A 22387-nucleotide genomic window follows, 5' to 3' on the forward strand; every position below is an offset into this window, starting at 1 on the left:
CGATTGGCAGGCCTTTGTCCGTTGGACGCGCGCCGCCATGAGAGTCGCGGCCTGGAGCATTCGTTTTGGTGGGCGGGACGTGGTGGTGGCGAGATGTCGATTCGCTTGCGTTCATGGAGGGTTCGGTGAGCGGGAGGTGGTGGTGACGTGCCGATTCGCTGGCCTTTATCCGTTGGGTGCGCGTCATCGTAAGAATGGCGTGGCCAGGAGCGCTTCGATTCGGCGAGCGGGGCGTGGTGGTGGCGGCATGCCGATTGGCTGCGTTCATGTCCCGTTCGGTGTGGCTATGGGTTGGCGGTGTTAACCGGGCGGGGCTGGTTGGCGATAGGTAGGTATCTGGTCGCTCGATTGGGAGGTGGGGCGATGGTTGTTCGTCGGTTGGGGCGAGTGGTGGGGTTGCTGGCTGTGGTGCTGGTGGCTGGTTCGGCGTGCGGTGGGGATGATGGAGTGGGGTCGCGGGAGACGCCGACGATCAGTGCCACACTGACGATCAGTTCCGCACCGGGGTCGAAGCCGCAGCAGCCTACAACGTATGTGTCACCAGGGAATCCGCCGTCGGCGAACCCGTCGCCTGGCAAGCCGTCGCCCGGCAACCTGCCGCTGACATTCGGCACGGCGGTCATCCGCACCCAAACACTCTCCGGCAGCCCGGTACCGAACGTGCCGGTTCATCTTTCCTTGGTGCAACCGTGTGACCCAGCGTCCCAAGACATTCCGCTCGGCGAGACCGTAGAGGTGCTGCGCCGCGACGCGGTCACCGACGGTGCCGGAATCGCGACGTTCTCGGTGCCGACCGGCTGTTACTTCTTCGGGATGGGAACTCCGCCGCCCGGCACCGCACCGGTCCCGGAGGGCATGCACAGCCTCTTCCTGGTACGCGAAGGCCAACTCGTCTCCGGCCAGCTGCGCTTCGAGGAACCGGGACTTGCCCCGTCGTGCGCCGCCGCGACGATCGTCCACGACCTCGACGACATCGGCGAACTGACCAGCGCGAACGCCACGGTCAGCCAGTGCGACGGCGCGTGGGCGGTCATCGTGTGGGATTCCCCGGGCGACAGTCAGCGCATCGTCCGCCACGCGGTCGACGGCTGGATCACCTACGTCTACTTCCCGCACGACGTCTGCTGGACCAAGGCCGCCGCCGACGGCGTCCCTGCCCGCCTCCGGCCGTACTTCAGCTGCTGACCGAGAACCTCACACCGCGTTCGGCTCGACCGCCTGACTGCGCTGGGCGGCGATAGCTCGGACCGCATCCTGCATATGGTCGATCAGCAGCTTGCGCGCGCGGGCGGCCGGCCCGGTGCCGATGGCGGTGCGCAGCTCGACGTGCTCGCGGGCCTGTTCGGTGAGGTCCGGATTCGTGGTCTGCAAGGCGCCCAGGCACATTCGGGTCTCGATCAGCAGCGTGCGGGCGGCGCGGGCCAGGCGCGGGCTGCCCGCGCTGTCGACCAGCGCGACGTGAAAAGCTTGGTCGGCGTCGGAAAGTGCTGCGGCATCGCCGATTTCGGCGGCCGCGCACATCTGGGCGACGCTGTCGCCGAGCGCCGCGTAGGCGATCTCGCGGCGGCCGTCCAGGATCAGCTCCAGCGCACCGCCTTCGATGGCGGTCCTGGCCTGGTAGATGTCGACGACGTCGTCGAGGGTGAGATCGATGACGAAGATGCCGCGATGGCGGATGCTGTGCAGCAGACCCTCGGAGACGAGACGCTGCATCGCCTCGCGCACCGGCCCGCGGGACACGTCGAAGCGGGCCGCGAGGTCGGCCTCGCCGAGCTGATCGCCGGGCGCGAAGCTGCCGCGCATGATCGCCTCGCGCAGCCGGTCGGCGATGACCTCGGCGGTGGATTGTCTGCTGACCGGCTCGATCTCAACGAGCGGCATGCGCGTGCCTTTCTGTGAACAGGGTGCCGAGGGCCGGGCAGGTCACGGCGGCGCCGGCCAGTCGCAGCCCCGCCCAGATGGTGACCTGGTTGGCGGTGAGTACCGGCTTGCCGAGGGCGGCCTCGAGTTCCGGCAGCACGGCAAGCGTATGCATCGCCGTGTCGGGGATGAGCAGCGCCTCGGCGTCGGGATGATCGTTGGCCACGGCGAGCTGCCGGACCTGCTCGGCGTTCAGGGTGCCGACCTCGGCGGCGGTGTCGATGCCCGCACTGCGCATCGAGACCACCTCGATCCCCGCGTCGGCCAGGAATTCGACGAACACCTCCGCGACGTCATCCGGATAGCTGGCCGCGATCGCGACGGTCCGCACGCCGAGCGCGCGCACCGCGTCGACGAAGGCGAGGCTGGTGCTGGTCGCGGGCACTCCCGCGGCGGCGGCCAACGCGTCGACCTGATCGCGCGCCCCCCGCGGCCCGTAGACGAAACTGCCTGAGGTGCAAGCCCATACGATCGCCTCGGGCCGATGCGGCGCGAGCAGCTCGGCTCCATGCCGCAGCTTGTCCGGGCTACCCAGATCCAGCAGCTCGGGGATGGCGTGCAGATCGGTGCCGTAGATGTGCGCCACCGGCAGACCGGCGCCGAGCGCGGCGGCGGCCAGCGGGTAGTCGTCCTCGGCCGCGTGATCCGGGTAGATGAAACCGATGGTGGGTATCTGCATGTGTGGTTCTCCCGATCAGAAGACGTTCAGTAGCCACTTGCCCGGACCCATCATCGGTAGCTTCATCCGGCCGAGACAGGCCCACATGGTGAGCTGGTTCGCGGTGAGCACGGGTTTGCCGAGGGCCTGTTCCAGCGGCTCGATGACGTCGTAGGTGGGCAGGTTGGTACAGCTGACGAAGATGGCCTGCGCGGCCGGATCGTCCGCGCCGACAATGCGTTCGGCGATGGTGCGGTAGTTGACCTTCCAGATGCCGCCGCCGAGCCCGAGATGATCCGACCGGATGACGGAACACCCTGCCTCGCCGAGGAAGTCGTGCAACTTGTTGGTCAGGATCTCGTCGTACGGGGTGAGCACCGAGAGCCGGCTGATGTCCAGATGCCGGATCGCCTCGATCAGCGCCCCCGAGGTGGTGACCGCATCCAATGCCCCTGCCGCGCAGATCGTTTCGCGCAACGACCGCTCGTACTCCAGGCCCTTGATGAAGCTGCCCGAAGTGCACAGGTACGCAACCACTTCCGGTTCGACGTGCAGCACGTCGCGGGTAGCGGTGGTCAAATGCGCTGGATTGGACACCAGTTCGGCCATCGCCAACGAGACCGGTACGGGTTCGTAGGGCGTTCGGGCGAGATGGAGGCTGACCTCCATCGGCGCCCAACGCCAGAGCTCACGTTCGAGCGCGAGGTCGAACGGAGCGATGATGCCGATGCCCCGTTGTGCGACGGGGCCCTCGATATCCGGGAAGCTGAGTTCCACTACGGCCCCTCTCGCACTCAGCTGGCTGGACCTCCGAACAGAGTCGGATTGTTGACAATCATACGATGCGATCTTACTGTGTCAATGTGGAAACGGGCCCCATTGTCACCGTCCTGCACAGTGACCGCGTGCCCGAGGCGGATCTGATGGCCGCCGTGGCAACTCGGGCAACTGTGCGCTACACCGAGGCAACCGGTCTGGCGACCGCGCTGCGCGGTGCCGACGTGCTGTTCGTCTACGACTTCCTGACCCGCGCGATCCCCGGCGCGTGGCCATCGGCCGACCGGCTGCAATGGTTGCACATGGGATCGACCGGGGTGGACCCGGCGATGTTCCCCGAACTGCGGTCCAGCGACGTCGTCGTGACCAACACGCGCGGTCTATTCGACACGGCTATCGCGGAATACGTGCTCGGGCAGATCCTCGGTTTCGCCAAGGACCTGCCCGGATCGATGCGCAGGCAGCTGCGTCACGAGTGGGAGCATCGGGAGAACGAACGGGTCGCGGGCAGCACCGTGCTGATCGTCGGCACCGGCTCGATCGGGCGCGCCATCGCGCGACTGCTGCGCGCGGCCGGGATGAACATTCGCGCGGTCGGCCGCCGAATGCGCTCGGCGGACCCGGATTTCGGCTCGGTCGGCACCGATCTCTACGCCGAGTTACCGTCGGCCGACTATGTGGTGGCGATCGCCCCGCTGACACCGCAGACCCGGAACATGTTCGGCGCCAGAGAATTCGCCGCGATGAAGCCACACGCGAGGTTTGTCAACGTAGGCCGCGGGGAACTCGTAGTTACCGATGATCTGGTGGCCGCACTCGCCGCCGGATCGATCGCCGGGGCCGCACTCGATGTGGTCGACCCCGAGCCGCTGCCGCCCGACCATCCGCTGTGGGATCTGCCGAACGTGTCGATCACACCGCACAATTCGGGCGATTTCGTCGGCTGGCGGACCGAGATCGTCAGCGCGTTCGCCGAGAACTTCGACAACTGGATCGCCGGCCGGCCATTGCAGAACGTGGTCGACAAGGAGCTGGGGTACGTGCCCGGCTGAAGGAGTCTCATCCCATGAGCGAACGTAGTGAGCGAATCATGTGCCAGCGTGCCGTAGGCATGGCGGAGCCGAGCGCCAGCGAGGCGCAGCCATGAGCTACCCCGATATCAACATTCCTACCGAACCGGCGGCGATGACCGCCGTCCAGCTGGTCACGGCTTACGCCGCGGGCGCGCTCTCACCCGTCGAGGCGACCGAGGCCGTTCTGGACGCCATCGCGACCCGCGATCCAGACGTGAACGCGTACTGCCTGGTCGATCCCGATCGAGCGCTGGTGCAGGCCAAGGACTCCGAGGCGCGCTGGCACTCCGGGCACGCCCGCGGGCTGCTCGACGGCGTGCCGATCTCGATCAAGGACATCTTCCTCACCGAGGGCTGGCCGACCAGGCGCGGCTCCACGTCGGTGGATCCGGCCGGACCGTGGACGGTGGACAGTCCCGTCGCCGCGCGGCTGCGCGAGGACGGCATGGTGTTCCTCGGCAAGACGACGACGCCGGAGATCGCTTGGAAGGCGGTCACGGATAGCCCGCTGACCGGCATCACCCGCAACCCCGTCGACCCGACGACCACCGCGGGCGGCTCGTCCGGCGGCAGCGCGGCGGCGGTCGCGGGCGGCATGGGACCGGTCTCGGTCGGCACCGATGGCGGTGGCAGCATTCGCATTCCGGCGGCGTTCTGCGGCATCGTCGGGTTCAAGCCGACGCACGGCCGGATTCCGCTGTACCCGGCGAGCCCGTTCGGCCCGCTCGCCCACGCGGGGCCGATGACCAGGACCGTCGAGGACGCCGCGCTGCTGATGGACATCCTGTCGCTGCCCGACCCGCGCGACCCGACCAGCCTCGCGCCGACCCTGACGACGTTCCGCGGGCAGGTGGTGCGCGAGGTCCGCGGACTGACCGTCGCCTACTCGCCGACCCTCGGTTACGCGACGGTCGACCCCGAGGTCGCCGCGCTGATCGACGCGGCGATGCGGAAGCTCGCCGACGCCGAATTACGCGTCGTCGCAGCGGATCCCGGCTTCGCCGATCCACGCGAGGCGTTCGAGCTGCTGTGGGCGGCGGGCGCGGCCACCATGCTGTCGAAGTTCCCCGAGGGATCGCGGGAGCGGGTGGATCCGGCCCTGCGCGAGGTCTGGGAACAGGGCGACGCCGTCCGCGCCGTCGACTATCTCGACGCCCGCAACGTGGCCGCCGAGATCGGTATCACCATGGGCGCCTTCCACACCGCCTACGACGTGCTGATCACGCCGACGATGCCGATCACGGCCTTCGAGGCGGGCCACAATGTGCCGCCGGGCAGCGGCCTGACCAGCTGGCCGCAGTGGACGCCGTTCACCTACCCGTTCAACATGACTCAGCAGCCGGCCATCAGCATCCCGGTCGGCACGACCGAGGACGGGCTCCCGGTCGGCATGCAGATCATCGGCCCGCGGCACTCCGACGACCTGGTGCTCGCGGTCGCCCGCTACGCCGAATACGTTCTGACACCCTGAAATACGACATCGTCGCCGGCCCGGAAACGATCCGGACCGGCGACGACGCGTCGGATCAAGCGCGGGCGAAGGACAGCGTCTCGCCCGAAACCCCGTGCAGCCACAGCTCATTGCAGGCCGCGGCGATGTCGGCCAACCCCTCTTCGATGGTCGCGAACACATTGCCGGGCACCCAGCCCATGTCGCCGTTGATCAGCAAGTTGTTGCGGCCGTAGAAGATCGCGAGATCGGTCGCGCCCTGATCGTGGTGCGCGGTCGAGCCGGGCTCGTAACCGTAAGCGGGATTGCCGATCTCCCAGGCTTCGAAGTCGAACAGGCAGACGTCGCCGGGGATCGGCGTGACGGTCGGGTTCTCCCGGTGCGGGGCCGCGCCGATGCGGGGGACCAGCGTGTACACCTCGTTGCGGGCGTACTTGGCGTGGAACGCGTCCCCTTCCTGTGGCAGCGCGTCCCACACGGCCGCGCAGGTGTGCGGCGCCTCCGCGTCGAGCAGCCGGGCGCGGCAGGTGACGGCGGCCTTGGTCAGGGTGATGGTGATGTAGCGGGCCATCGGTTTCTGCTTTCTGGTCGTCGGTCAGGGGGAGCGGCTCAGAGTTCGGCGAGCACCTCGGTCCAGATCGCGAGCGCGTCATCGATCTGAGTATCGGTCACGATCAGCGGCGGGATCATCCGCACCACATTCATGTGCGCGCCGCAGGTGAGCAGCAGCAATCCCTTCTCGACCGCGAGCCGTTGCGCGGCACTGGCCGTCTCGGTATCGGGTTCGCCGGTCGCGGTGGTGAATTCGGCGCCGGCCAGCAGCCCGAGACCGCGCACATCGCCGATCGCCTTGGTGGCGCTCGCACGCAGCCCGGTGAGCAGTTGCTCGCCGCGTGCGGCGGCGTTGTCCACCAGGTGCTCGGATTCGATGACTTCGAGCGTTGCCACGGCGGCCGCGCAGGCCACGGCATTGCCGCCGTAGGTGCCGCCCTGCGAGCCCGGCCACGCCTTGGCCATCAGCTCGCGCGAGGCCGCGATGCCGGACAGCGGGAAGCCGCTGGCGAGCCCCTTCGCGATGGTGATGATGTCCGGCCGCACCCCGAAGTGCTGATGCCCGAAGAACTTTCCGGTGCGCCCGAAGCCGGTCTGGATCTCATCGATGACCAGCAGGATGCCGTGCCGGTCGGCCCGTTCGCGCAGGCCGTGGAAGAACGCGGTGTTGCCCGGGATGTAGCCGCCCTCGCCGAGCATCGGCTCGACCACGAACGCGGCGGTTTCCGCGGGCGAGGTGATCGTCGCGAACAGATAGTCCAGCTCGCGCAGGGCGAACGCGGTGGCCTCCGCCTCGGTCCAGCCGTAGCGGTACGCGGTCGGGAACGGCGCCACGTGCACCCCCGACATCAGCGGGCTGAACCCGGCGGAGAAGCGGGTGCCGGAGGTCGTCATGGTCGCCGCCGCGACCGTGCGGCCATGGAAACCACCATGGAAGACAACGACATTCGGCCGCCCGGTGGCCTGCCGCGCGAGCCGCAGCGCCGCCTCGATCGCCTCGCTGCCGGAGTTGGCGAAGAACAGCGTGTCCAAGCCGTCGGGCAGCACGGTGCCGAGGCGTTCGATGAGCTGGAGCATCGGCCGGTGCATGACGGTCGTGTACTGCCCGTGGATCAGGCTGGCCACCTGCGCCTGCGCGGCCGCGACCACGTGGGGATGGCAGTGGCCGGTGCTGGTGACGCCGATGCCCGCGGTGAAGTCGAGATAGCGGCGCCCGTCGGTGCCGTAGAGGTAGCAGCCGGTTCCGTGGTCGACGGTCACCGGGGTGGCCTGTCGCAGAACGGGCGAAAGTTCGGTCATGGTGATCGCCTCCCGGGAAAGTGGTGCGCGCGCAACATCCGCAGATTGTCTATTGTCGGATTGTTGACAATATGCATAACATGGCGACAGTGGCCGCAGCAATAGCCCGCGGTCGCGTCCGGCCAGTGAAAGGAGTCCGGCGCCGATGCTCACCGAGACCTTGTCCGCCGCGGAACGAGCCGTAATCGACACTGTGCCAACGGGTCTGTATATCGACGGCCGGTGGTGCGAGACGAATGCCGAACTACCCGTGCTGGATCCGGCCACCGGCCGGCCGCTGTGCGCGGTCGCCGACGCACGCCCGCAGGACGGACTCGACGCGCTCACCGCCGCGCACGCCGCCCAATCCGCCTGGGCCGCGACCCCGCCCAGGGAACGCGCCGATCTGCTCATGCGCGCGCACCACGCGCTGCTCGACGACACCGACCGGCTCGCGCTCGTCATGACCCTGGAAATGGGCAAGCCGATCGCCGAGGCGCGCGGCGAAATCGCCTATGCCGCTGAGTTTTTCCGCTGGTTCGCCGAGGAGGCTGTGCGCCTCGACGGCGGCTACATGCCCGCACCGGCCGGTGGCGCGCGATTCCTGGTGACCAAACAGCCGGTCGGACCGAGCCTGCTGATCACGCCGTGGAACTTCCCGATGGCCATGGGCGCGCGCAAGATCGCGCCCGCGCTCGCGGCCGGCTGCACCTGCGTGGTGAAACCCGCTGAGCAGACACCTTTGTCGATGCTCGCGCTCGCGGACATCCTCGACCGCGCGGGCGCGCCGCGCGGGGTGGTCAACGTGCTCACCACCGCCGACCCCGGCGCGCTGATGACGCCGCTCATCCTGGACACCCGCTCGCGCAAGCTGTCCTTCACCGGCTCGACCGCGGTCGGCAAGCGACTGCTCGAACAGTGCGCGCAGACGGTGATGCGCACCTCGATGGAGCTGGGCGGCAACGCGGCCTTCATCGTGTTCGACGACGCGGACCTGGACGAGGCCGTCGAGGGCGCTATGGCCGCGAAGATGCGCAACATCGGCCAAGCCTGCACCGCGGCCAACCGAATCTTCGTGCAGCGCAACGTCGTCGACGAGTTCGCGAACAAGCTCGCCACCCGGATGGCGGCGCTGCCGATGGGCCGGGGCACCGAGCCCGGCGTGGTCGTCGGCCCGCTGATCGACGCCGACGCGGTGACCAAGGTCAGTGAACTGGTCGCCGACGCGTGCCGCCGCGGCGCGCGGGTCTTGACCGGCGGCGCCGCGATCGAGGGGCCGGGCAACTTCTATCCCGCGACCGTGCTGACCGGCGTGCCCGACGACGCCCAGATGTGCCACACCGAGATCTTCGGTCCGGTCGCGTCGATCGCCGCCTTCGACACCGAGGCCGAGGTGATCGCCCGCGCCAACAACACCCCGTACGGCCTGGTCGGCTATGTTTTCACCGAGCACCTGCGGCGCGGGCTGCGGGTCTGCGAGGCCCTGGAGACCGGCATGGTCGGGCTCAACCAGGGCGTCGTGTCCAACCCCGCCGCCCCCTTCGGCGGCGTCAAGGAATCCGGCCTAGGCCGCGAAGGCGGGACGACCGGCATCGACGAGTTCCTCGAGACCAAATACATCGGAGTGCGCCTGTGAGTGACCGCAAGTACCGCATCGCGACCATCCCCGGCGACGGCATCGGCGTCGACGTCACCGCGGCGGCGGTCACGGTGCTCGACACCGTTCTGCCCGGCCTCGAGTGGACCGAATTCGATTGGTCCTGCGCGAATTACCTGCGCACCGGCCAGATGATGCCCGCGGACGGCCCCGAACTGCTGGCCGGCTTCGACGCGATCCTGCTCGGCGCCGTCGGCTTTCCCGGTGTGCCCGACCATGTTTCGCTGTGGGGCCTGCTGATTCCGTTGCGGCGCGCGTTCAGTCAGTACGTCAACCTCCGCCCGGTGCGGTTGCTGCCGGGCACCGAGTCGGCGCTGCGCGACCGGACCGCCGAAGACCTCGACATCCTGATCGTGCGGGAGAATTCCGAAGGCGAGTACTCCGAGATCGGCGGCAAGCACAACCCCGGCCGGGACGACGAATTCGTGCTCCAGGAGTCGGTATTCACCCGGGTCGGCTGCGAACGGATCATCCGCTACGCGTTCGACCGTGCCCGCGAACGTGGCGGCAAGCTGTGCTCGGCCACCAAGTCCAACGGCCTGATCCACTCGATGCCGTACTGGGACAGCGTGTTTGACCGCATCGCCGGCGAATACCCCGACGTGCAGACCCGGCAGATGCACGTCGACGCGCTGGCCGCGGAGATCGTGCTGCACCCGGACCGGCTCGACGTGATCGTCGGCTCGAACCTGTTCGGCGACATCCTGTCCGACCTGGCCGCCGCGGTGACCGGCGGGCTCGGACTGGCCCCGTCCGGCAATATCAACCCCGCGGGCACCGCACCGTCGATGTTCGAGGCCGTGCACGGCAGCGCACCCGACATCGCCGGTCAGGGCATCGCGAACCCGGTCGCGCAGATCCTCGCCGGCGCGATGCTGCTCGACCATCTCGGCGAACACACCGCGGCCGCCGCGGTGGACCGCGCCGTCTGCGACGTGCTCGGCGCGGGCGAGGTCTTGACTCCAGACCTGGGCGGTACCGCGACGACCACGGATCTCGCCGCGGCCATCGCGAGCCGCGCAGCCGAATTGGTGGATCCGGTCGGCGCGGAATCGCACTGACGACCGAGCCTGACGCGCGGCGCGTCGGTGAGCCGCGTGCTCAGGCGGTGGGCCACACCCTCAGGCGGTGAGCCAGATCGCTTCGGCGGCGGGACTGCCGAGATCGGTAGGGGTCTCGGTGGTCCCGATGCGAATCGCGATGGTGCCGGCGAAATCTCGCCGTTCCACGACCGTGATCGCGGTGTCCAGCGCGATGCCGACGGAGTCGAAGTAGCGCAGCATCTCCGGATCGGAGTCGGAGATGCGCGCGACCCGGCCGGACTCGCCCGCGCCGAAGTCGCTGAGCTGCCGGGCCGGCGGCGTCGGCACCGCGCCGTCGACCGACGGGATCGGGTCGCCGTGCGGATCCCGGTCGGGGTAGCCGAGTTTGGCGTCGATGCGCGCCATCAGCAGTTCGGAGACCGCGTGCTCGAGCACCTCGGCCTCGTCGTGCACCTCGTCCCAGCCGTAGCCGAGCTCGTTCACCAGGAACGTCTCGATCAGCCGATGCCTGCGCACCATCGCGATCGCGGCCCGGCGTCCGCCGTCGGTCAGCGTGATCGATCCGTAGCGGGCGTGCTCGACCAGGCCCTGATCGGCGAGCTTGCGCACGGCCTCGGAGACGGTGGACGCGGAGACCCCGATGCGTTCGGCGAGCAGCTTGGTCGATACCTTCTCCTGCGACCACTCCTGCGCGGTCCAGATCACCTTCAGATAGTCCTGGGCAACCGAGGAGAGCACAGGCGCGATCGTCGCGGTGCCGCCGGTGGCTTGTCTCGGCGCGGCAGCGTCGGCTAGCTCACGGCGGGTGGCGATGTCTCGTTTACCGGGCACATACTCGAGCTTAAGCACAGCAATGCCGAAAGACACAGCTCGCCGCACAGTGGAACCAGGGATTCACCACTCGTACACACCGCTGGAAGCGTTGTGTGACATCACGGACTTCGGTCGAACTCCGTTCAGGTGCGCGATATAAGCTGCCGATTGTGCAGAGATGGCGAGGGCTGGACGACGTTCCCGCGGACTGGGGCCGATGTGTACTCACGATCGGCGTGTTCGACGGCGTGCACCGCGGACACGCGCAGCTGATCAGCCGGGCGGTGAAATCGGCGGCGGCGCGCGGCGTTCCCGCGGTGCTGATGACCTTCGATCCGCACCCGATGGAGGTGGTCCGGCCCGGCTCGCATCCGGCGCAGCTGACCACGCTCACCCGGCGTGCGGAACTGGCCGAGGAACTGGGCATCGACGTGTTCTGCGTGATGCCGTTCACCCAGGCCTTCATGAAGCTGACCCCCGCGCGCTACGTGCACGACCTGCTGGTCGAGCGGTTGCACGTGGCCGAGGTCGTGGTCGGCGACAACTTCACCTTCGGCAAGAAGGCCGCGGGCACCATCGACACCATGCGTGAGCTCGGCACCCGCTGGGGCTTCGAGGTCGACGGCGCGAAGCTGCTCGGCGAACACGCGGTCACCTTCTCCTCCACCTACATCCGCGCCTGCGTGGACGCGGGCGACATGGCCGCCGCCGCCGAGGCGCTCGGCCGCCCGCACCGGGTCGAGGGCGTGGTGGTGCACGGCGACGGCCGCGGCAGGCAGCTCGGCTTCCCGACCGCGAACGTCGCGCCGCCGATGCACGCCGCGATCCCGGCCGACGGCGTGTACGCGGGCTGGTTCACTGTGCTCGGCCCCGGACCGACCATCGGCACCGTCACCCCGGGTGAGCGTGCGATGGCGGCCATCTCGGTCGGCACCAATCCCACCTTCTCCGGTCGCGCGCGCACGGTCGAGGCGTACGTGCTCGACGGCGAGGCCGACCTCTACGGCCAGCACGTCGCGGTCGATTTCGTCGATCACGTCCGCGGCCAGCGCAAATTCGACTCGGTCGACGAACTCATCGAGCACATGGGCCGCGACGTGGAGAACGCGCGCAAGATCCTCATCGCCGTGGACGACCGCTAGCCCGATTCGGTCCGCCGAATCCGATCCGGTAAGGTAGATCCTCGGGTTTGCTGCGGTCCGCGGTGGCACCCGGCCCGGGTAACCGGAAATTCGAGCGCGGTACTGAAATAGAGAGTGGATGCCTCATGGCCCTGACCACCGAACAGAAGTCGGCGATTCTCAAGGAATACGGCCTGCACGAGAAGGACACCGGCTCGCCGGAAGCCCAGATCGCGATGCTGTCGAAGCGGATCTCCGACCTCACCGAGCACCTGAAGGTGCACAAGCACGATCACCACACCCGGCACGGCCTGCTCGCGCTGATCGGCCGTCGTCGTCGGCTGTCGAAGTACCTGGCCGCCAACGACATCCAGCGCTACCGTTCGCTGATCGAGCGTCTCGGCCTGCGCCGCTGATCGCTCCACACGCCGGTTACCCGAGGTAGCCGCAGACCCGGCCAACGGGGAGACGTACAATCTCCCCGTTGGCTATTCGTGTATGCGGGCCGCAGTCTTTTGCGTGGGCCCGATCACGACGACATTGCACAGCCGTAAGCACCCGCCTGCGTGGCGTCGGTCTTCGGTAGTGGCCTCCCGGCAGGGCAAACACCGCCGGCGGGCTTCGATCGATGACCGCCTCCGCGTCGCCGTGATCCAAGGGGATTCGGCCGGGTGCTCGGGCCGCAGCCAGGATGGTTGCCGCGCGTCCGTACCAGGTACGGCTGACGAAGAGCTGGATCGCGCCAGATGGCGCTTGATCCGGCGAAGACGAGAGGTTGAGAGAAGAGAATGACCGAAACAACTGAACGCAAGTCCTCGGCGGTAGAGGTCGAGCCCGGTGTGTTCGAATCCGTCGCGCTGATCGACAACGGCAGCTACGGCACCCGCACCGTCCGCTTCGAGACCGGCCGCCTGGCCCGTCAGGCCGCCGGCGCGGTCGTGGCCTACCTGGACGACGAGACGATGCTGCTGTCCGCCACCTCCGCGGGCAAGCACCCGAAAGAGCAGTTCGACTTCTTCCCGCTGACGGTCGACGTCGAAGAGCGCATGTACGCCGCGGGCCGCATCCCCGGCTCGTTCTTCCGTCGCGAGGGCCGTCCGTCCACCGACGCGATCCTGACCTGCCGCCTGATCGACCGCCCGCTGCGCCCGTCCTTCGTCGACGGCCTGCGCAACGAGATCCAGGTCGTCGTCACGATCATGAGTCTGGACCCGAACGACCTGTACGACGTGGTCGCGATCAACGCCGCGTCCGCGTCCACCCAGATCGCCGGCCTGCCGTTCTCCGGCCCGGTCGGCGGCGTGCGCGTCGCGCTGATCGAGGGCCAGTGGGTCGCGTTCCCGACCGTCGAGCAGCTCGAGGGCGCCGTGTTCGACATGGTCGTCGCGGGCCGCGTGGTCGAGTCCGGTGACGTCGCGATCATGATGGTCGAGGCCGAGGCCACCGACAAGGTCATCGCGCTGATCGACGGTGGCGCGCAGGCGCCGACCGAGGCCGTCGTGGCCGAGGGCCTCGAGGCCGCCAAGCCGTTCATCGCCCGTCTGTGCAAGGCGCAGGCCGACCTCGCCGAGCTGGCCGCCAAGCCGACCGGTGAGTTCGCGCTGTTCCCGCCGTACGAGGCCGATGTGTTCGAGGCCGTCGAGGGCACGTCCAAGCGTGAGCTGGGCGAGGCGCTGTCGATCGCGGACAAGCAGGAGCGCGAAGCCAAGATCGACGAGATCAAGCTCGACGTGCTCTCCCGGCTCGGCGACGACTTCGTCGGCCGCGAGAAGGAGCTGGGCGCCGCGTTCCGCTCGGTCACCAAGAAGCTGGTCCGCCAGCGCATCCTGACCGACGGCTTCCGCATCGACGGCCGCGGTCTCGCGGACATCCGCGCGCTGTCCGCCGAGGTCGCCGTGGTGCCGCGGGCGCACGGTTCGGCGCTGTTCGAGCGGGGCGAGACGCAGATCCTCGGCGTCACCACCCTCGACATGGTGAAGATGGCCCAGCAGGTCGACTCGCTCGGCCCGGAGACCAGCAAGCGCTACATGCACCACTACAACTTCCCGCCGTACTCCACCGGTGAGACCGGCCGCGTCGGCTCGCCGAAGCGCCGCGAGATCGGCCACGGCGCGCTCGCCGAGCGGGCCCTGATGCCGGTGCTGCCGAGCCAGGAAGAGTTCCCGTACGCCATCCGTCAGGTGTCGGAGGCGTTGTCCTCCAACGGTTCCACCTCGATGGGCTCGGTCTGCGCCTCGACCCTGTCGCTGCTCAACGCCGGCGTGCCGCTGAAGGCGCCGGTCGCGGGCATCGCCATGGGCCTGGTGTCCGACACGATCAAGAACGACAAGGGTGAGGACGAGGTGCGCTACGTCGCCCTCACCGACATCCTGGGCGCCGAGGATGCCTTCGGCGACATGGACTTCAAGGTCGCGGGCACCCGGGACTTCGTCACCGCGCTGCAGCTCGACACCAAGCTCGACGGCATCCCCTCGCAGGTGCTGGCCGGCGCGCTGAGCCAGGCGCACGACGCCCGCACCGCCATCCTGGAGGTCATGGCCGAGGCCATCGACACCCCGGACGAGATGAGCCAGTACGCGCCGCGGGTCACCGCGATCAAGATCCCGGTCGACAAGATCGGCGAGGTGATCGGGCCCAAGGGCAAGGTGATCAACCAGATCACCGAGGAGACCGGCGCCAACATCTCGATCGAGGATGACGGCACGGTCTACGTCGGTGCGACCAGCGGCCCGGCGGCGCAGGCGGCGATCGACCAGATCAACGCCATCGCGAACCCGCAGCTGCCGAAGGTCGGCGAGCGCTTCCTGGGCACGGTCGTCAAGACCACCGCCTTCGGCGCGTTCGTCTCGCTGCTGCCCGGCCGCGACGGCCTGGTGCACATCTCCAAGCTCGGCAACGGCAAGCGCGTGGCCAAGGTCGAAGATGTGGTGAACGTCGGCGACAAGCTGCGCGTCGAGATCGCCGATATCGACAACCGCGGCAAGATCTCGCTGGTCCCGGTCGAGGAGAACGCCGAAGAGCCGGCCGAAGCCGAGACCGTTGATGCGGGCGCGGCAGCGACCGAGTAGTACTTGTCTTTGTGACGACGAAGAAGACGACAGCCCCTCTGCTCCGACGCGAGCAGGGGGGTTCGTCACTGGAGCTGCGAGCCAACATGACCGATCCCGGCGTTCAACGCACCGTGCTACCCGGCGGACTGCGCGTGGTGACCGAACATGTCCCCGGCGTGCGCTCGGCCTCGATCGGCGTCTGGGTGGGCGTCGGCTCGCGCGATGAAGGGCCCACCGTCGCCGGTGCGGCGCACTTCCTCGAGCACCTGCTGTTCAAGGCCACCCCCACGCGCACCGCGCTGGACATCGCGCAGGCGATGGACGCCGTCGGTGGCGAGCTCAATGCGTTCACCGCGAAGGAGCAGACCTGCTATTACGCGCACGTGCTCGACGAGGACCTGCCGCTGGCCGTGGACCTGGTCTCCGACGTGGTGCTCAACGGGCTGTGCCGGGCCGAGGACGTCGACCTGGAACGCCAGGTGGTGCTCGAAGAGATCGCCATGCGCGACGACGACCCGGAAGACCTGGTCGGCGACGCGTTCCTGTCCGCCCTGTTCGGCGATCACCCGATCGGGCGGCCGGTGATCGGCTCCATCGAATCCATCGAGTCGATGCACGCGGCCCAGCTGCGCGGCTTCCACCTGCGTCGCTACCGGCCGGACCGGATGGTCGTCGCGGTCGCGGGCAATGTCGAACACGAGCACACGGTGGAGCTGGTGCACCGCGCGTTCGAGAACCGGCTCGATCCGGCCGCCACCCCGGCCAAGCGCCGGGAGGGCAAGTTCCGCCCGGCCAGCGATCCGGAACTGCACTGGAGCCACCGCGACAGCGAGCAGGCGCACCTGGCGTTCGGCGTGCGCGCGTTCGGCCGGCACGAGGGGGAGCGGCGCTGGCCGCTCTCGGTGCTCAACACGGTGGTCGGTGGCGGGCTGAGTTCGCGTCTGTTCCAACGGATTCGGGAAGAACGCGGCCTGGCCTACTCGGTGTACTCCAGCGTGGACACCTTCGCCGACACCGGCGCGTTCTCGGTGTACATCGGCTGCCAGCCGGAAAACCTCGGCAAGGTGGCCACTTTGGCTCGTGGGGTGCTGGAAGAGGTTGCGGCCAACGGCATCACGGACGCCGAATGCGCGCGGGCCAAGGGCTCGCTGCGCGGTGGGCTGGTGCTCGGCCTGGAGGATTCCGCGTCCCGGATGAATCGCATCGGCCGCAGCGAACTCAGCTACGGCAACCATCGCAGCGTGTCGGAAACGCTGGCGCGGATCGACGCGGTCACCACCGACGAGGTCTCCGCCATCGCGAACACGCTGCTGTCGCGGCCCTTCGCGGCCTCGATTGCCGGGCCGTACAAGCGAACTCGCGAACTGCCCGCCGCGGTGCGCCGGTTGGTCGAGGGCTGAGCTACTTCGCGTTCGCGCGGTTGGCGGCCTCGACGACCGCGGAAACCACGCCGGGCAGCGCGGTTTCGAGATCTCGCGCGCGCAGGCGCTGCCAGATCTGGCCGTCCACGATCACCCGTTCGATCACGCCTGCCTCGCGCAGGATCTTGAAGTGGTGCGTCGCGGTCGACTTGTTGATCACCTCGTAGAGCTCGTTGCAGCGGACGGCGACGCCCGCGTTGCTCAGGCGGCGCACCATCTCCAGGCGGATGGGGTCCTGGATCGCGCCGAGCACGGTGGACAACGCGGCCACCGGCGGGGCGTCGGCCGCCGCCTCCTTAGCTTCGGTCATGATCTACCTCACTCCGGGGTTTGATGATCGTCATACTGTCTGTACTGTCGAATGCGGTTCGATCATTATCAAACTTACCTGATCGGAGTTTCGATGGCAGCGACGATAGCGGTGCCCGCCGCTGACGAGCAGACATCACAGCGTTGGGCCTACGGGCTCGTTCTGGCCGCGGGCGGGGTCGCGCTCGGCGTCTCCGGGGTGCCCGCCCCGCTGTACGGGATGTACCAGAAGGAGTGGCATTTCTCGCCGCTCACCACGACTTTCGTGTTCGCCGTCTACGCGTTCGCGGCCTTGGGCGCGGTGCTGGTGTCCGGCAAGATCTCCGATGTGGTCGGCCGTAAGCCGGTGCTGCTCGGCGCCTTTGTGACGATGATCGCAGGGCTGGCGGTGTTCCTGCTGGCCGACAACGTGGTGATGCTGTTGGTGGCGCGCGCGTTGCACGGGTTCGCGGTCGGCGCGACGGTAGTCGCCGGTGCGGCCGCGCTGCTGGATCTGCGGCCCAAGCATGGCGCGCGATCCGGTCAGCTCACCGGCGTCGCGTTCAATGTCGGTATGGCCGTGGCGATTCTGGGCTCGGCGCTGCTCGCGCAGTACGCGCCGCATCCGTTGCGCACGCCGTACGTGGTCATCACCGTGGTCTGCCTGGTCATCGGCATCGGCGTGATCGCGCTGGAGGAACCGCACACCGGTCGGATCGCCGGACGCATCCGGATCGCGAAACCCGCTGTGCCGCCGGAGATTCGCGGCGACTTCTGGTTCTCCGCGCTCGGCGTGATGGCGGCCTGGTCGGTGCTCGGCGTGCTGCTGTCGCTGTACCCGTCGCTGGCCTCGGCCGAAACCGGTATCCACAACCTGGTTTTCGGCGGCGCGGTGGTCGCGTCGACCGCGCTGGCCGGCGCCACCTCGCAGCTGTTCGCCACCAAGATCCCGGCCCGGCGCGCGGCCATCGGCGGCGACACCGGCATGGCGATCGCGCTGCTGCTCACCGTGCCCGCGCTGCACACCGGCAACTGGGTCGTGGTGTTGCTGGCCGGCGTATTGCTCGGCGCCACTTTCGGACTCGGCTTCGGCGGCTCGCTACGCCACCTGTCCGAGGTCGTGCCGCACCACAAGCGGGGCGAGACCATGTCGGCGTACTACCTGCTCGCCTACACGGCCATGGCGCTGCCGACCATCCTGGCCGGCTGGGCCGCCACCACCTGGGGTCTGAGCACGGTGTTCCCGTGGTTCGTCGTGGTCGTCTCGCTGGCCTGCCTGACCGCCGCCGGGCTCGGTCTGCGGCGCACCCGCACGGCCGTCGAATCGGCGGCCTGAGCACGGATTGGCATTTTCCGCCGTCGATCGGCTAAAGTTCTATCTCGCATCACGGAGTCACCCGGGGTGCGAATGCGGATGTAGCGCAGTGGTAGCGCATCACCTTGCCAAGGTGAGGGTCGCGGGTTCAAATCCCGTCATCCGCTCTTCGGAAAGCCCGGCCGGTTACGTGAGACGGGTTTGAAACTGGTTTGAGACGGGCCGTTCTTACCGTCTTCCACATGCAATCAACGATTATCGGCCGCCTCGCCGTGGCCTGTGCGGCGGTCGCCGCGACCATCACCGCAGCGGCGGGCGTCGCCCATGCGGACACGTTCTGGTTCTACGCCGGAGACTACGACGGTGCCCCGGGTACACCGCATGATGTCTTGTGCCAGATGACAATTCAGAAAGCGGAATGCTATCCGAACTGGCCGACCTATCCGATACCGGGAGACCGTCCGCAAGGTTGCCTGTCCGGCGGTGCGGCATCGGTCTACTCGTCAGGTCCGGCCATCCTGCACTACACCTGCCGCGACTATCCCGGCACGACGAACGTGCCGAAATGGCAGCCCGGCGACCATCAGCGGGTCGGCCGGTTCGTCTGCGCGGCCTCGGACGAGAACGGCAGCTCCATCTATTGCTCGCGCGACGACGGCGGCGGTAATTCGTTCGACGTAGCGCGCACCTGGTACCGCCTGTCGGACAACGCCTGAGGAGCGATCATGAAGCGAACAATTATCGGCCGCCTCGCGGTGGCCTGTGCGGCGGTCGCCGCGACCATCACCGGTGCGGCGGGCGTTGCCCACGCCGACGACTTCTGGTTCTTCATCGGAGACCATGCCGGCCAGCCGGGATCGCGGCATGACCTCCTGTGCCAGATGACGGTTACCAAAGCGGAGTGCTTTCCCAACGAGCCGACCTATCCGATACCGGGTGAGCGGCCGAAGGACTGCCCGTCCTACGGCGCGGCTTCCGTCTACCTGTCCGGACCGGCAACCGTGCACTATGCGTGCCGAACCTATCGGGGCGGCACGAATGTGCCGAAGTGGCAGCCCGGTGACCACCAGCGCGTCGGGCGGTTCGTCTGCGCGGCGTCCGGCGAGAACGGCATCTCCATCTATTGCTCTCGCGACGACGGCAGCGGTAGTTCGTTCGACGTAGCGCGCACCTGGTATCGCCTGTCGGACAACACCTGAGGGGCGAGTTCTGTTCTGCCGCAGGGTTACTCAGTGTGCCGACGCGGGCTTGAAATCCGGGTCGGAGATTCGCTGGGTGTTTCTCACCAGGATGTCGGTGGTGCGGTCGATCCAGTCGCGGATCGCCTGCAACTCCGCGGGGGAGTATCTGGTCATCAGTTCGGCCATCTCTGTGCCGAACGGGACGAAGACCTCGGCCAGTAGTTCGTCGACCCGCTCGTTGGGCACGAGTTCCACGCGGACTTTGCGCCGGTCGAGCGGGTCTCGGGTGCGTTTCGCGTAGCCGGCTTTCTCGAGGCGGTCCACCAGGCCGGTGACCGCGCCGGTGGTCAGGCCGGTGTGCTCGGCGATGGTGCCGGCCGGTACCGGGCCGAGGATGCGCAGTGTGTCCATGCATTTGCGTTCGACCGCGCTGAGGCCGAGCAGTTTTCCGGTTGCGGCGTGGAAGTTCACCATCGCCGACGCGAACTCGCGGCCGAGGAGGGTTGGGTCCGCTGGCACCTCTTGCGTCATGTGCTCATAATAACTTAGTCTCTCGGTATCTTAGCAACTAAGAGGATTATCTCCTGAGATATTTCGAGGGAACGGGGTGAGTGTTCATGCACGGCACGATCGACAAGCGGAAGCAGGCCGGGTGGCTGGTCCTGATGGTCGCCAACACGGCCATCGATCTGTTGCTGCCTACTGTGGTGTTCGCGCTGCTCGCGCCCACGGGATTGCCCGCGACGATCCGGTTGTCGCTCGGCGGGACGTTGCTGGCCGCCAAGGCCATCGGCGGTGGACTCCACGCCGGGGAATTCCGTTGGCGGTTTGCCCTCGCCCTGGCTTCGGCGTCTACCGCGGTGCTCCTCGGGTGCTACTTCAGCGAGTTCGGTGACACCATGAGCATGGTGGCGAGCACGGTCGTCGCCGGACTGATCGTCATCGGCGACCTCGTCCGAACCCGGTTGCGGGGCAACCGAACACACCCGATCGACCGATTCGCCGTCCTGGTGCTCGCCGAAGTCGTGGCCGGCATCGTGCTGACCTCGATCAGCGGCGACGCCCGTTTTGTCCTTGCCCGCAGCTCTTTGTACATCGCCGTCGCCGGCATAGTCATCCTCGCCAGCATCTGTACGGAGCATCCGTTCATGCGCGACGCCCTCAAACCCGTTGCCGCGAAGGGAGACCCGCTCCGCGCCGAAGGCTTCGACCGAACCTGGCTGAAATCCCCACGCTTCCGCGCGATCTATCGCTTCGTCACCGCGACACTAGGTGTGGTGCTACTGATCGATGCGATCTTGCGGGTAATAGTGGTCTACAGCTACTCAGCCGACCAGGCGGGAGAATCCTCACTCCTGTCCGGCCTACCCCTGATAGTGCTGGTGGGCCTGTGGCTGTTCATCAACCGCACCTTCGTGGTACCGCGAGCCGAGCGTCTCCTGGACCTGGAAATGGCTCGGACACAGCCGCTTCCAGAGGCGGACCGCCAACTCGGTGCGGGGTGATCAGTCGGCGAGCATCCCCGCGACCTCGCGGGCGCTGCCCCAGGAGAGGCTGACGCCTTGGCCGTCGTGGCCGTAGTTGTGCACTACCCGGGCTCGGCCGATGCGTTCTTCGTCGAGGCGGACCTCGGTGCGTCCGGGACGTAGGCCGACTTCGTGGCCGACGATTTCGGCGGTGGCGAGTTTGGGTTCGACGGCGATGCAGCGGCGGAGGATTTGATCGGCGATTTCGGGGTCCGGGTCGAGGCTCCATTGTCCGTGTTGGCGGACGCCGCCGAGGATGAGGCGGTCGCCGTGCGGGAAGAAGCCGGCCCATTCGGTTTCGCCGCCGAGCTCGACGTAGAAGTCGGCGATGCCGGGGTTGCGGACGATCACGTGCTGTCCGCGTACCGGTTGTACGGCGTCGTCGTCGGCGAGTTTGCCCGCCGCGACGCCGGTGCAGTTCACCACAACGGGGGCGGCGGCCGCGGGCTCGGCGAGGTCGTGCACGGTTCGCTGCTCGATCGTGATGTCTTGTGCGGTAAGGCGATCGGTCAGGTAACGGAGATAGCGGGGCAGATCGATGAGCGGGGCCGTGCACCAGAAGCCGAACCGCATGCCCTCGGGCAGTTCGTCGGGGGTACACATCTGGACATCGACCAAATCCTCGACCCAGGAGGGCGGTTCGGACCAGGCACGCGAAACCTGCAGTCCGCGTTCGAAATGCAGGCCGGACGCGGGATTCTCGGCCAGCTTCCTGAATTCGGCGAAGGTCACTCGGCTCCACGCCAAATCCCTTGGCGTGCTGCCGGGTCCCCACAACCCGCTCGCCACGGCCGACGTCGTCCGCTCCGGCGGCCGCTCCGCCCACACCCGGACCCGATGACCCTCCTCTGCCAGGCAGACCGCGGTGGTCAGTCCGATCACACCCGCCCCCAGCACCAACACATCATTAGCCATATTCGGACGGTACCCACGAATCCCGTTCTCCGGCTTGGAAAGAACGAATGCGCGACGTTCCCCGAACCACCGCAAATGTTGCCCGCCGCACACTGGACCGCCCGCCCGCACCCGCATCAGTCCGCTGTGCACGCATCGCTCCGCCCCACCTGAATTAGCCAAGCAATTCCGTGCACGACCGAAGGATTCGTGCGCGGGGGCGGGTAGCGGCGTTGAGGGCGCTGATGAGTGGAATGGCGGGAAAGCGATATAGATGGGCTTTTTATCGGAAGTGCGAAGAGTTGGTGCTGAGTGAGGATCGAGTGGTCCGCAACTCATCATCGGATCTGGAGATTCCACCATGCCGCAC

Annotated in this window: 22 protein-coding genes and 1 tRNA gene; 14 read left to right on the top strand and 9 right to left on the bottom strand. The window is 67.9% G+C overall.

Annotated features, from left to right (window positions below; all coding sequences use genetic code 11):
- Positions 1 to 534 precede the first annotated feature (534 nt).
- Positions 535 to 1185 carry a hypothetical protein gene (locus tag AB0M22_RS04320; RefSeq protein ID WP_364720873.1) on the top strand — a complete coding sequence of 217 codons (651 nt, stop codon included), beginning with the start codon at positions 535 to 537 and terminating at the stop codon, positions 1183 to 1185.
- A gap of 9 nt (positions 1186 to 1194) precedes the next feature.
- Here AB0M22_RS04320 and AB0M22_RS04325 read toward each other — a convergent pair whose 3' ends face one another.
- From AB0M22_RS04325 to AB0M22_RS04335, 3 genes are read right to left on the bottom strand one after another with little or no spacing between them, the layout of a single operon-like run.
- Positions 1195 to 1881, bottom strand: a complete 687-nt coding sequence (locus tag AB0M22_RS04325) for a GntR family transcriptional regulator (protein ID WP_364720876.1) — start codon at positions 1879 to 1881, stop codon at positions 1195 to 1197.
- Positions 1868 to 2599 (bottom strand): maleate cis-trans isomerase, encoded by a 732-nt coding sequence (locus tag AB0M22_RS04330; RefSeq protein ID WP_364720878.1) that lies wholly within the window; start codon positions 2597 to 2599, stop codon positions 1868 to 1870. The genes AB0M22_RS04325 and AB0M22_RS04330 overlap by 14 nt, the downstream gene beginning before the upstream one ends.
- Before the next feature lie 15 nt (positions 2600 to 2614).
- Entirely contained in the window at positions 2615 to 3355 is a 741-nt protein-coding gene (locus AB0M22_RS04335) for an Asp/Glu/hydantoin racemase (protein ID WP_364720881.1), read from the bottom strand.
- Positions 3356 to 3441: 86 nt separating this feature from the next.
- Between AB0M22_RS04335 and AB0M22_RS04340 the strand changes: the two genes are divergently transcribed.
- Together AB0M22_RS04340 and AB0M22_RS04345 are read left to right on the top strand one after the other, a co-directional pair.
- A complete protein-coding gene (locus AB0M22_RS04340) occupies positions 3442 to 4407 on the top strand; it encodes a D-2-hydroxyacid dehydrogenase (RefSeq protein WP_364721664.1) in 966 nt (321 codons plus the stop codon).
- Positions 4408 to 4513: 106 nt separating this feature from the next.
- Entirely contained in the window at positions 4514 to 5899 is a 1386-nt protein-coding gene (locus AB0M22_RS04345) for an amidase (RefSeq protein ID WP_364721666.1), read from the top strand.
- Between the two features lie 55 nt (positions 5900 to 5954).
- Here the strand turns inward: AB0M22_RS04345 and AB0M22_RS04350 are convergent, their stop codons facing one another.
- Together AB0M22_RS04350 and AB0M22_RS04355 are read right to left on the bottom strand one after the other, a co-directional pair.
- On the bottom strand, positions 5955 to 6449 hold the full coding sequence (locus AB0M22_RS04350; RefSeq protein ID WP_364720884.1) for a DUF3830 family protein: 495 nt from the start codon (positions 6447 to 6449) through the stop codon (positions 5955 to 5957).
- Positions 6450 to 6487: 38 nt separating this feature from the next.
- Complete coding sequence (locus AB0M22_RS04355; protein ID WP_364720887.1) at positions 6488 to 7729, bottom strand: aminotransferase class III-fold pyridoxal phosphate-dependent enzyme; 1242 nt, start codon at positions 7727 to 7729, stop codon at positions 6488 to 6490.
- A gap of 145 nt (positions 7730 to 7874) precedes the next feature.
- Here AB0M22_RS04355 and AB0M22_RS04360 point away from each other — a divergent pair, with 145 nt between their 5' ends.
- Complete coding sequence (locus AB0M22_RS04360) at positions 7875 to 9344, top strand: NAD-dependent succinate-semialdehyde dehydrogenase (RefSeq protein ID WP_364720890.1); 1470 nt, start codon at positions 7875 to 7877, stop codon at positions 9342 to 9344.
- Positions 9341 to 10426, top strand: coding sequence for a tartrate dehydrogenase (locus AB0M22_RS04365; RefSeq protein ID WP_364720892.1), 1086 nt, complete (start codon positions 9341 to 9343; stop codon positions 10424 to 10426). The genes AB0M22_RS04360 and AB0M22_RS04365 overlap by 4 nt, the downstream gene beginning before the upstream one ends.
- Before the next feature lie 60 nt (positions 10427 to 10486).
- Here AB0M22_RS04365 and AB0M22_RS04370 read toward each other — a convergent pair whose 3' ends face one another.
- Complete coding sequence (locus tag AB0M22_RS04370; RefSeq protein WP_364721668.1) at positions 10487 to 11155, bottom strand: metal-dependent transcriptional regulator; 669 nt, start codon at positions 11153 to 11155, stop codon at positions 10487 to 10489.
- A gap of 236 nt (positions 11156 to 11391) precedes the next feature.
- On the opposite strand from AB0M22_RS04370, the gene AB0M22_RS04375 reads away from it, so the two are divergent.
- From AB0M22_RS04375 to AB0M22_RS04390, 4 genes are all read left to right on the top strand, one after another.
- Positions 11392 to 12363 (top strand): bifunctional riboflavin kinase/FAD synthetase, encoded by a 972-nt coding sequence (locus AB0M22_RS04375; RefSeq protein ID WP_364720895.1) that lies wholly within the window; start codon positions 11392 to 11394, stop codon positions 12361 to 12363.
- A 125-nt stretch (positions 12364 to 12488) separates the two neighbouring features.
- A complete protein-coding gene (rpsO, locus tag AB0M22_RS04380; RefSeq protein ID WP_194834828.1) occupies positions 12489 to 12758 on the top strand; it encodes a 30S ribosomal protein S15 in 270 nt (89 codons plus the stop codon).
- A gap of 372 nt (positions 12759 to 13130) precedes the next feature.
- A complete protein-coding gene (locus AB0M22_RS04385) occupies positions 13131 to 15410 on the top strand; it encodes a polyribonucleotide nucleotidyltransferase (protein WP_364720899.1) in 2280 nt (759 codons plus the stop codon).
- Positions 15411 to 15496: 86 nt separating this feature from the next.
- Positions 15497 to 16792, top strand: coding sequence for a pitrilysin family protein (locus AB0M22_RS04390; protein ID WP_364720902.1), 1296 nt, complete (start codon positions 15497 to 15499; stop codon positions 16790 to 16792).
- Position 16793: 1 nt separating this feature from the next.
- Here AB0M22_RS04390 and AB0M22_RS04395 read toward each other — a convergent pair whose 3' ends face one another.
- A complete protein-coding gene (locus AB0M22_RS04395; RefSeq protein ID WP_364720904.1) occupies positions 16794 to 17123 on the bottom strand; it encodes a helix-turn-helix domain-containing protein in 330 nt (109 codons plus the stop codon).
- Positions 17124 to 17216: 93 nt separating this feature from the next.
- On the opposite strand from AB0M22_RS04395, the gene AB0M22_RS04400 reads away from it, so the two are divergent.
- The 4 genes from AB0M22_RS04400 to AB0M22_RS04415 all read left to right on the top strand — a co-directional run bounded on the left by AB0M22_RS04400 (position 17217) and on the right by AB0M22_RS04415 (position 19615).
- Positions 17217 to 18437, top strand: a complete 1221-nt coding sequence (locus AB0M22_RS04400) for an MFS transporter (RefSeq protein WP_364720907.1) — start codon at positions 17217 to 17219, stop codon at positions 18435 to 18437.
- Between the two features lie 74 nt (positions 18438 to 18511).
- Positions 18512 to 18583: transfer RNA gene (locus tag AB0M22_RS04405), tRNA-Gly, on the top strand.
- Positions 18584 to 18658: 75 nt separating this feature from the next.
- Positions 18659 to 19132 carry a hypothetical protein gene (locus AB0M22_RS04410; protein WP_364720910.1) on the top strand — a complete coding sequence of 158 codons (474 nt, stop codon included), beginning with the start codon at positions 18659 to 18661 and terminating at the stop codon, positions 19130 to 19132.
- A 9-nt stretch (positions 19133 to 19141) separates the two neighbouring features.
- Positions 19142 to 19615 carry a hypothetical protein gene (locus tag AB0M22_RS04415; RefSeq protein ID WP_364720912.1) on the top strand — a complete coding sequence of 158 codons (474 nt, stop codon included), beginning with the start codon at positions 19142 to 19144 and terminating at the stop codon, positions 19613 to 19615.
- A gap of 30 nt (positions 19616 to 19645) precedes the next feature.
- On the opposite strand, the gene AB0M22_RS04420 is transcribed toward AB0M22_RS04415, so the two are convergent.
- Positions 19646 to 20128 carry a MarR family transcriptional regulator gene (locus tag AB0M22_RS04420; RefSeq protein WP_364720915.1) on the bottom strand — a complete coding sequence of 161 codons (483 nt, stop codon included), beginning with the start codon at positions 20126 to 20128 and terminating at the stop codon, positions 19646 to 19648.
- An 86-nt stretch (positions 20129 to 20214) separates the two neighbouring features.
- Here AB0M22_RS04420 and AB0M22_RS04425 point away from each other — a divergent pair, with 86 nt between their 5' ends.
- Positions 20215 to 21102 carry a VC0807 family protein gene (locus AB0M22_RS04425; protein WP_364720918.1) on the top strand — a complete coding sequence of 296 codons (888 nt, stop codon included), beginning with the start codon at positions 20215 to 20217 and terminating at the stop codon, positions 21100 to 21102.
- Here the strand turns inward: AB0M22_RS04425 and AB0M22_RS04430 are convergent, their stop codons facing one another.
- Positions 21103 to 22038, bottom strand: a complete 936-nt coding sequence (locus AB0M22_RS04430; RefSeq protein WP_364720920.1) for an FAD-dependent oxidoreductase — start codon at positions 22036 to 22038, stop codon at positions 21103 to 21105.
- Positions 22039 to 22387 lie beyond the last annotated feature (349 nt).

The organism is Nocardia sp. NPDC051756 (genome assembly GCF_040681495.1).
Classification (GTDB): domain Bacteria; phylum Actinomycetota; class Actinomycetes; order Mycobacteriales; family Mycobacteriaceae; genus Nocardia.

Coding starts and splice junctions, on each gene's coding strand:
- AB0M22_RS04325 (WP_364720876.1), bottom strand. CDS start 1,881: ATGCCGCTCGTTGAGATCGAGCCGGTCAGCAGACAATCCACCGCCGAG.
- AB0M22_RS04330 (WP_364720878.1), bottom strand. CDS start 2,599: ATGCAGATACCCACCATCGGTTTCATCTACCCGGATCACGCGGCCGAG.
- AB0M22_RS04350 (WP_364720884.1), bottom strand. CDS start 6,449: ATGGCCCGCTACATCACCATCACCCTGACCAAGGCCGCCGTCACCTGC.
- AB0M22_RS04355 (WP_364720887.1), bottom strand. CDS start 7,729: ATGACCGAACTTTCGCCCGTTCTGCGACAGGCCACCCCGGTGACCGTC.
- AB0M22_RS04360 (WP_364720890.1), top strand. CDS start 7,875: ATGCTCACCGAGACCTTGTCCGCCGCGGAACGAGCCGTAATCGACACT.
- rpsO (WP_194834828.1), top strand. CDS start 12,489: ATGGCCCTGACCACCGAACAGAAGTCGGCGATTCTCAAGGAATACGGC.
- AB0M22_RS04385 (WP_364720899.1), top strand. CDS start 13,131: ATGACCGAAACAACTGAACGCAAGTCCTCGGCGGTAGAGGTCGAGCCC.
- AB0M22_RS04390 (WP_364720902.1), top strand. CDS start 15,497: ATGACCGATCCCGGCGTTCAACGCACCGTGCTACCCGGCGGACTGCGC.
- AB0M22_RS04395 (WP_364720904.1), bottom strand. CDS start 17,123: ATGACCGAAGCTAAGGAGGCGGCGGCCGACGCCCCGCCGGTGGCCGCG.
- AB0M22_RS04400 (WP_364720907.1), top strand. CDS start 17,217: ATGGCAGCGACGATAGCGGTGCCCGCCGCTGACGAGCAGACATCACAG.
- AB0M22_RS04410 (WP_364720910.1), top strand. CDS start 18,659: ATGCAATCAACGATTATCGGCCGCCTCGCCGTGGCCTGTGCGGCGGTC.
- AB0M22_RS04415 (WP_364720912.1), top strand. CDS start 19,142: ATGAAGCGAACAATTATCGGCCGCCTCGCGGTGGCCTGTGCGGCGGTC.
- AB0M22_RS04420 (WP_364720915.1), bottom strand. CDS start 20,128: ATGACGCAAGAGGTGCCAGCGGACCCAACCCTCCTCGGCCGCGAGTTC.
- AB0M22_RS04425 (WP_364720918.1), top strand. CDS start 20,215: ATGCACGGCACGATCGACAAGCGGAAGCAGGCCGGGTGGCTGGTCCTG.
- AB0M22_RS04430 (WP_364720920.1), bottom strand. CDS start 22,038: ATGGCTAATGATGTGTTGGTGCTGGGGGCGGGTGTGATCGGACTGACC.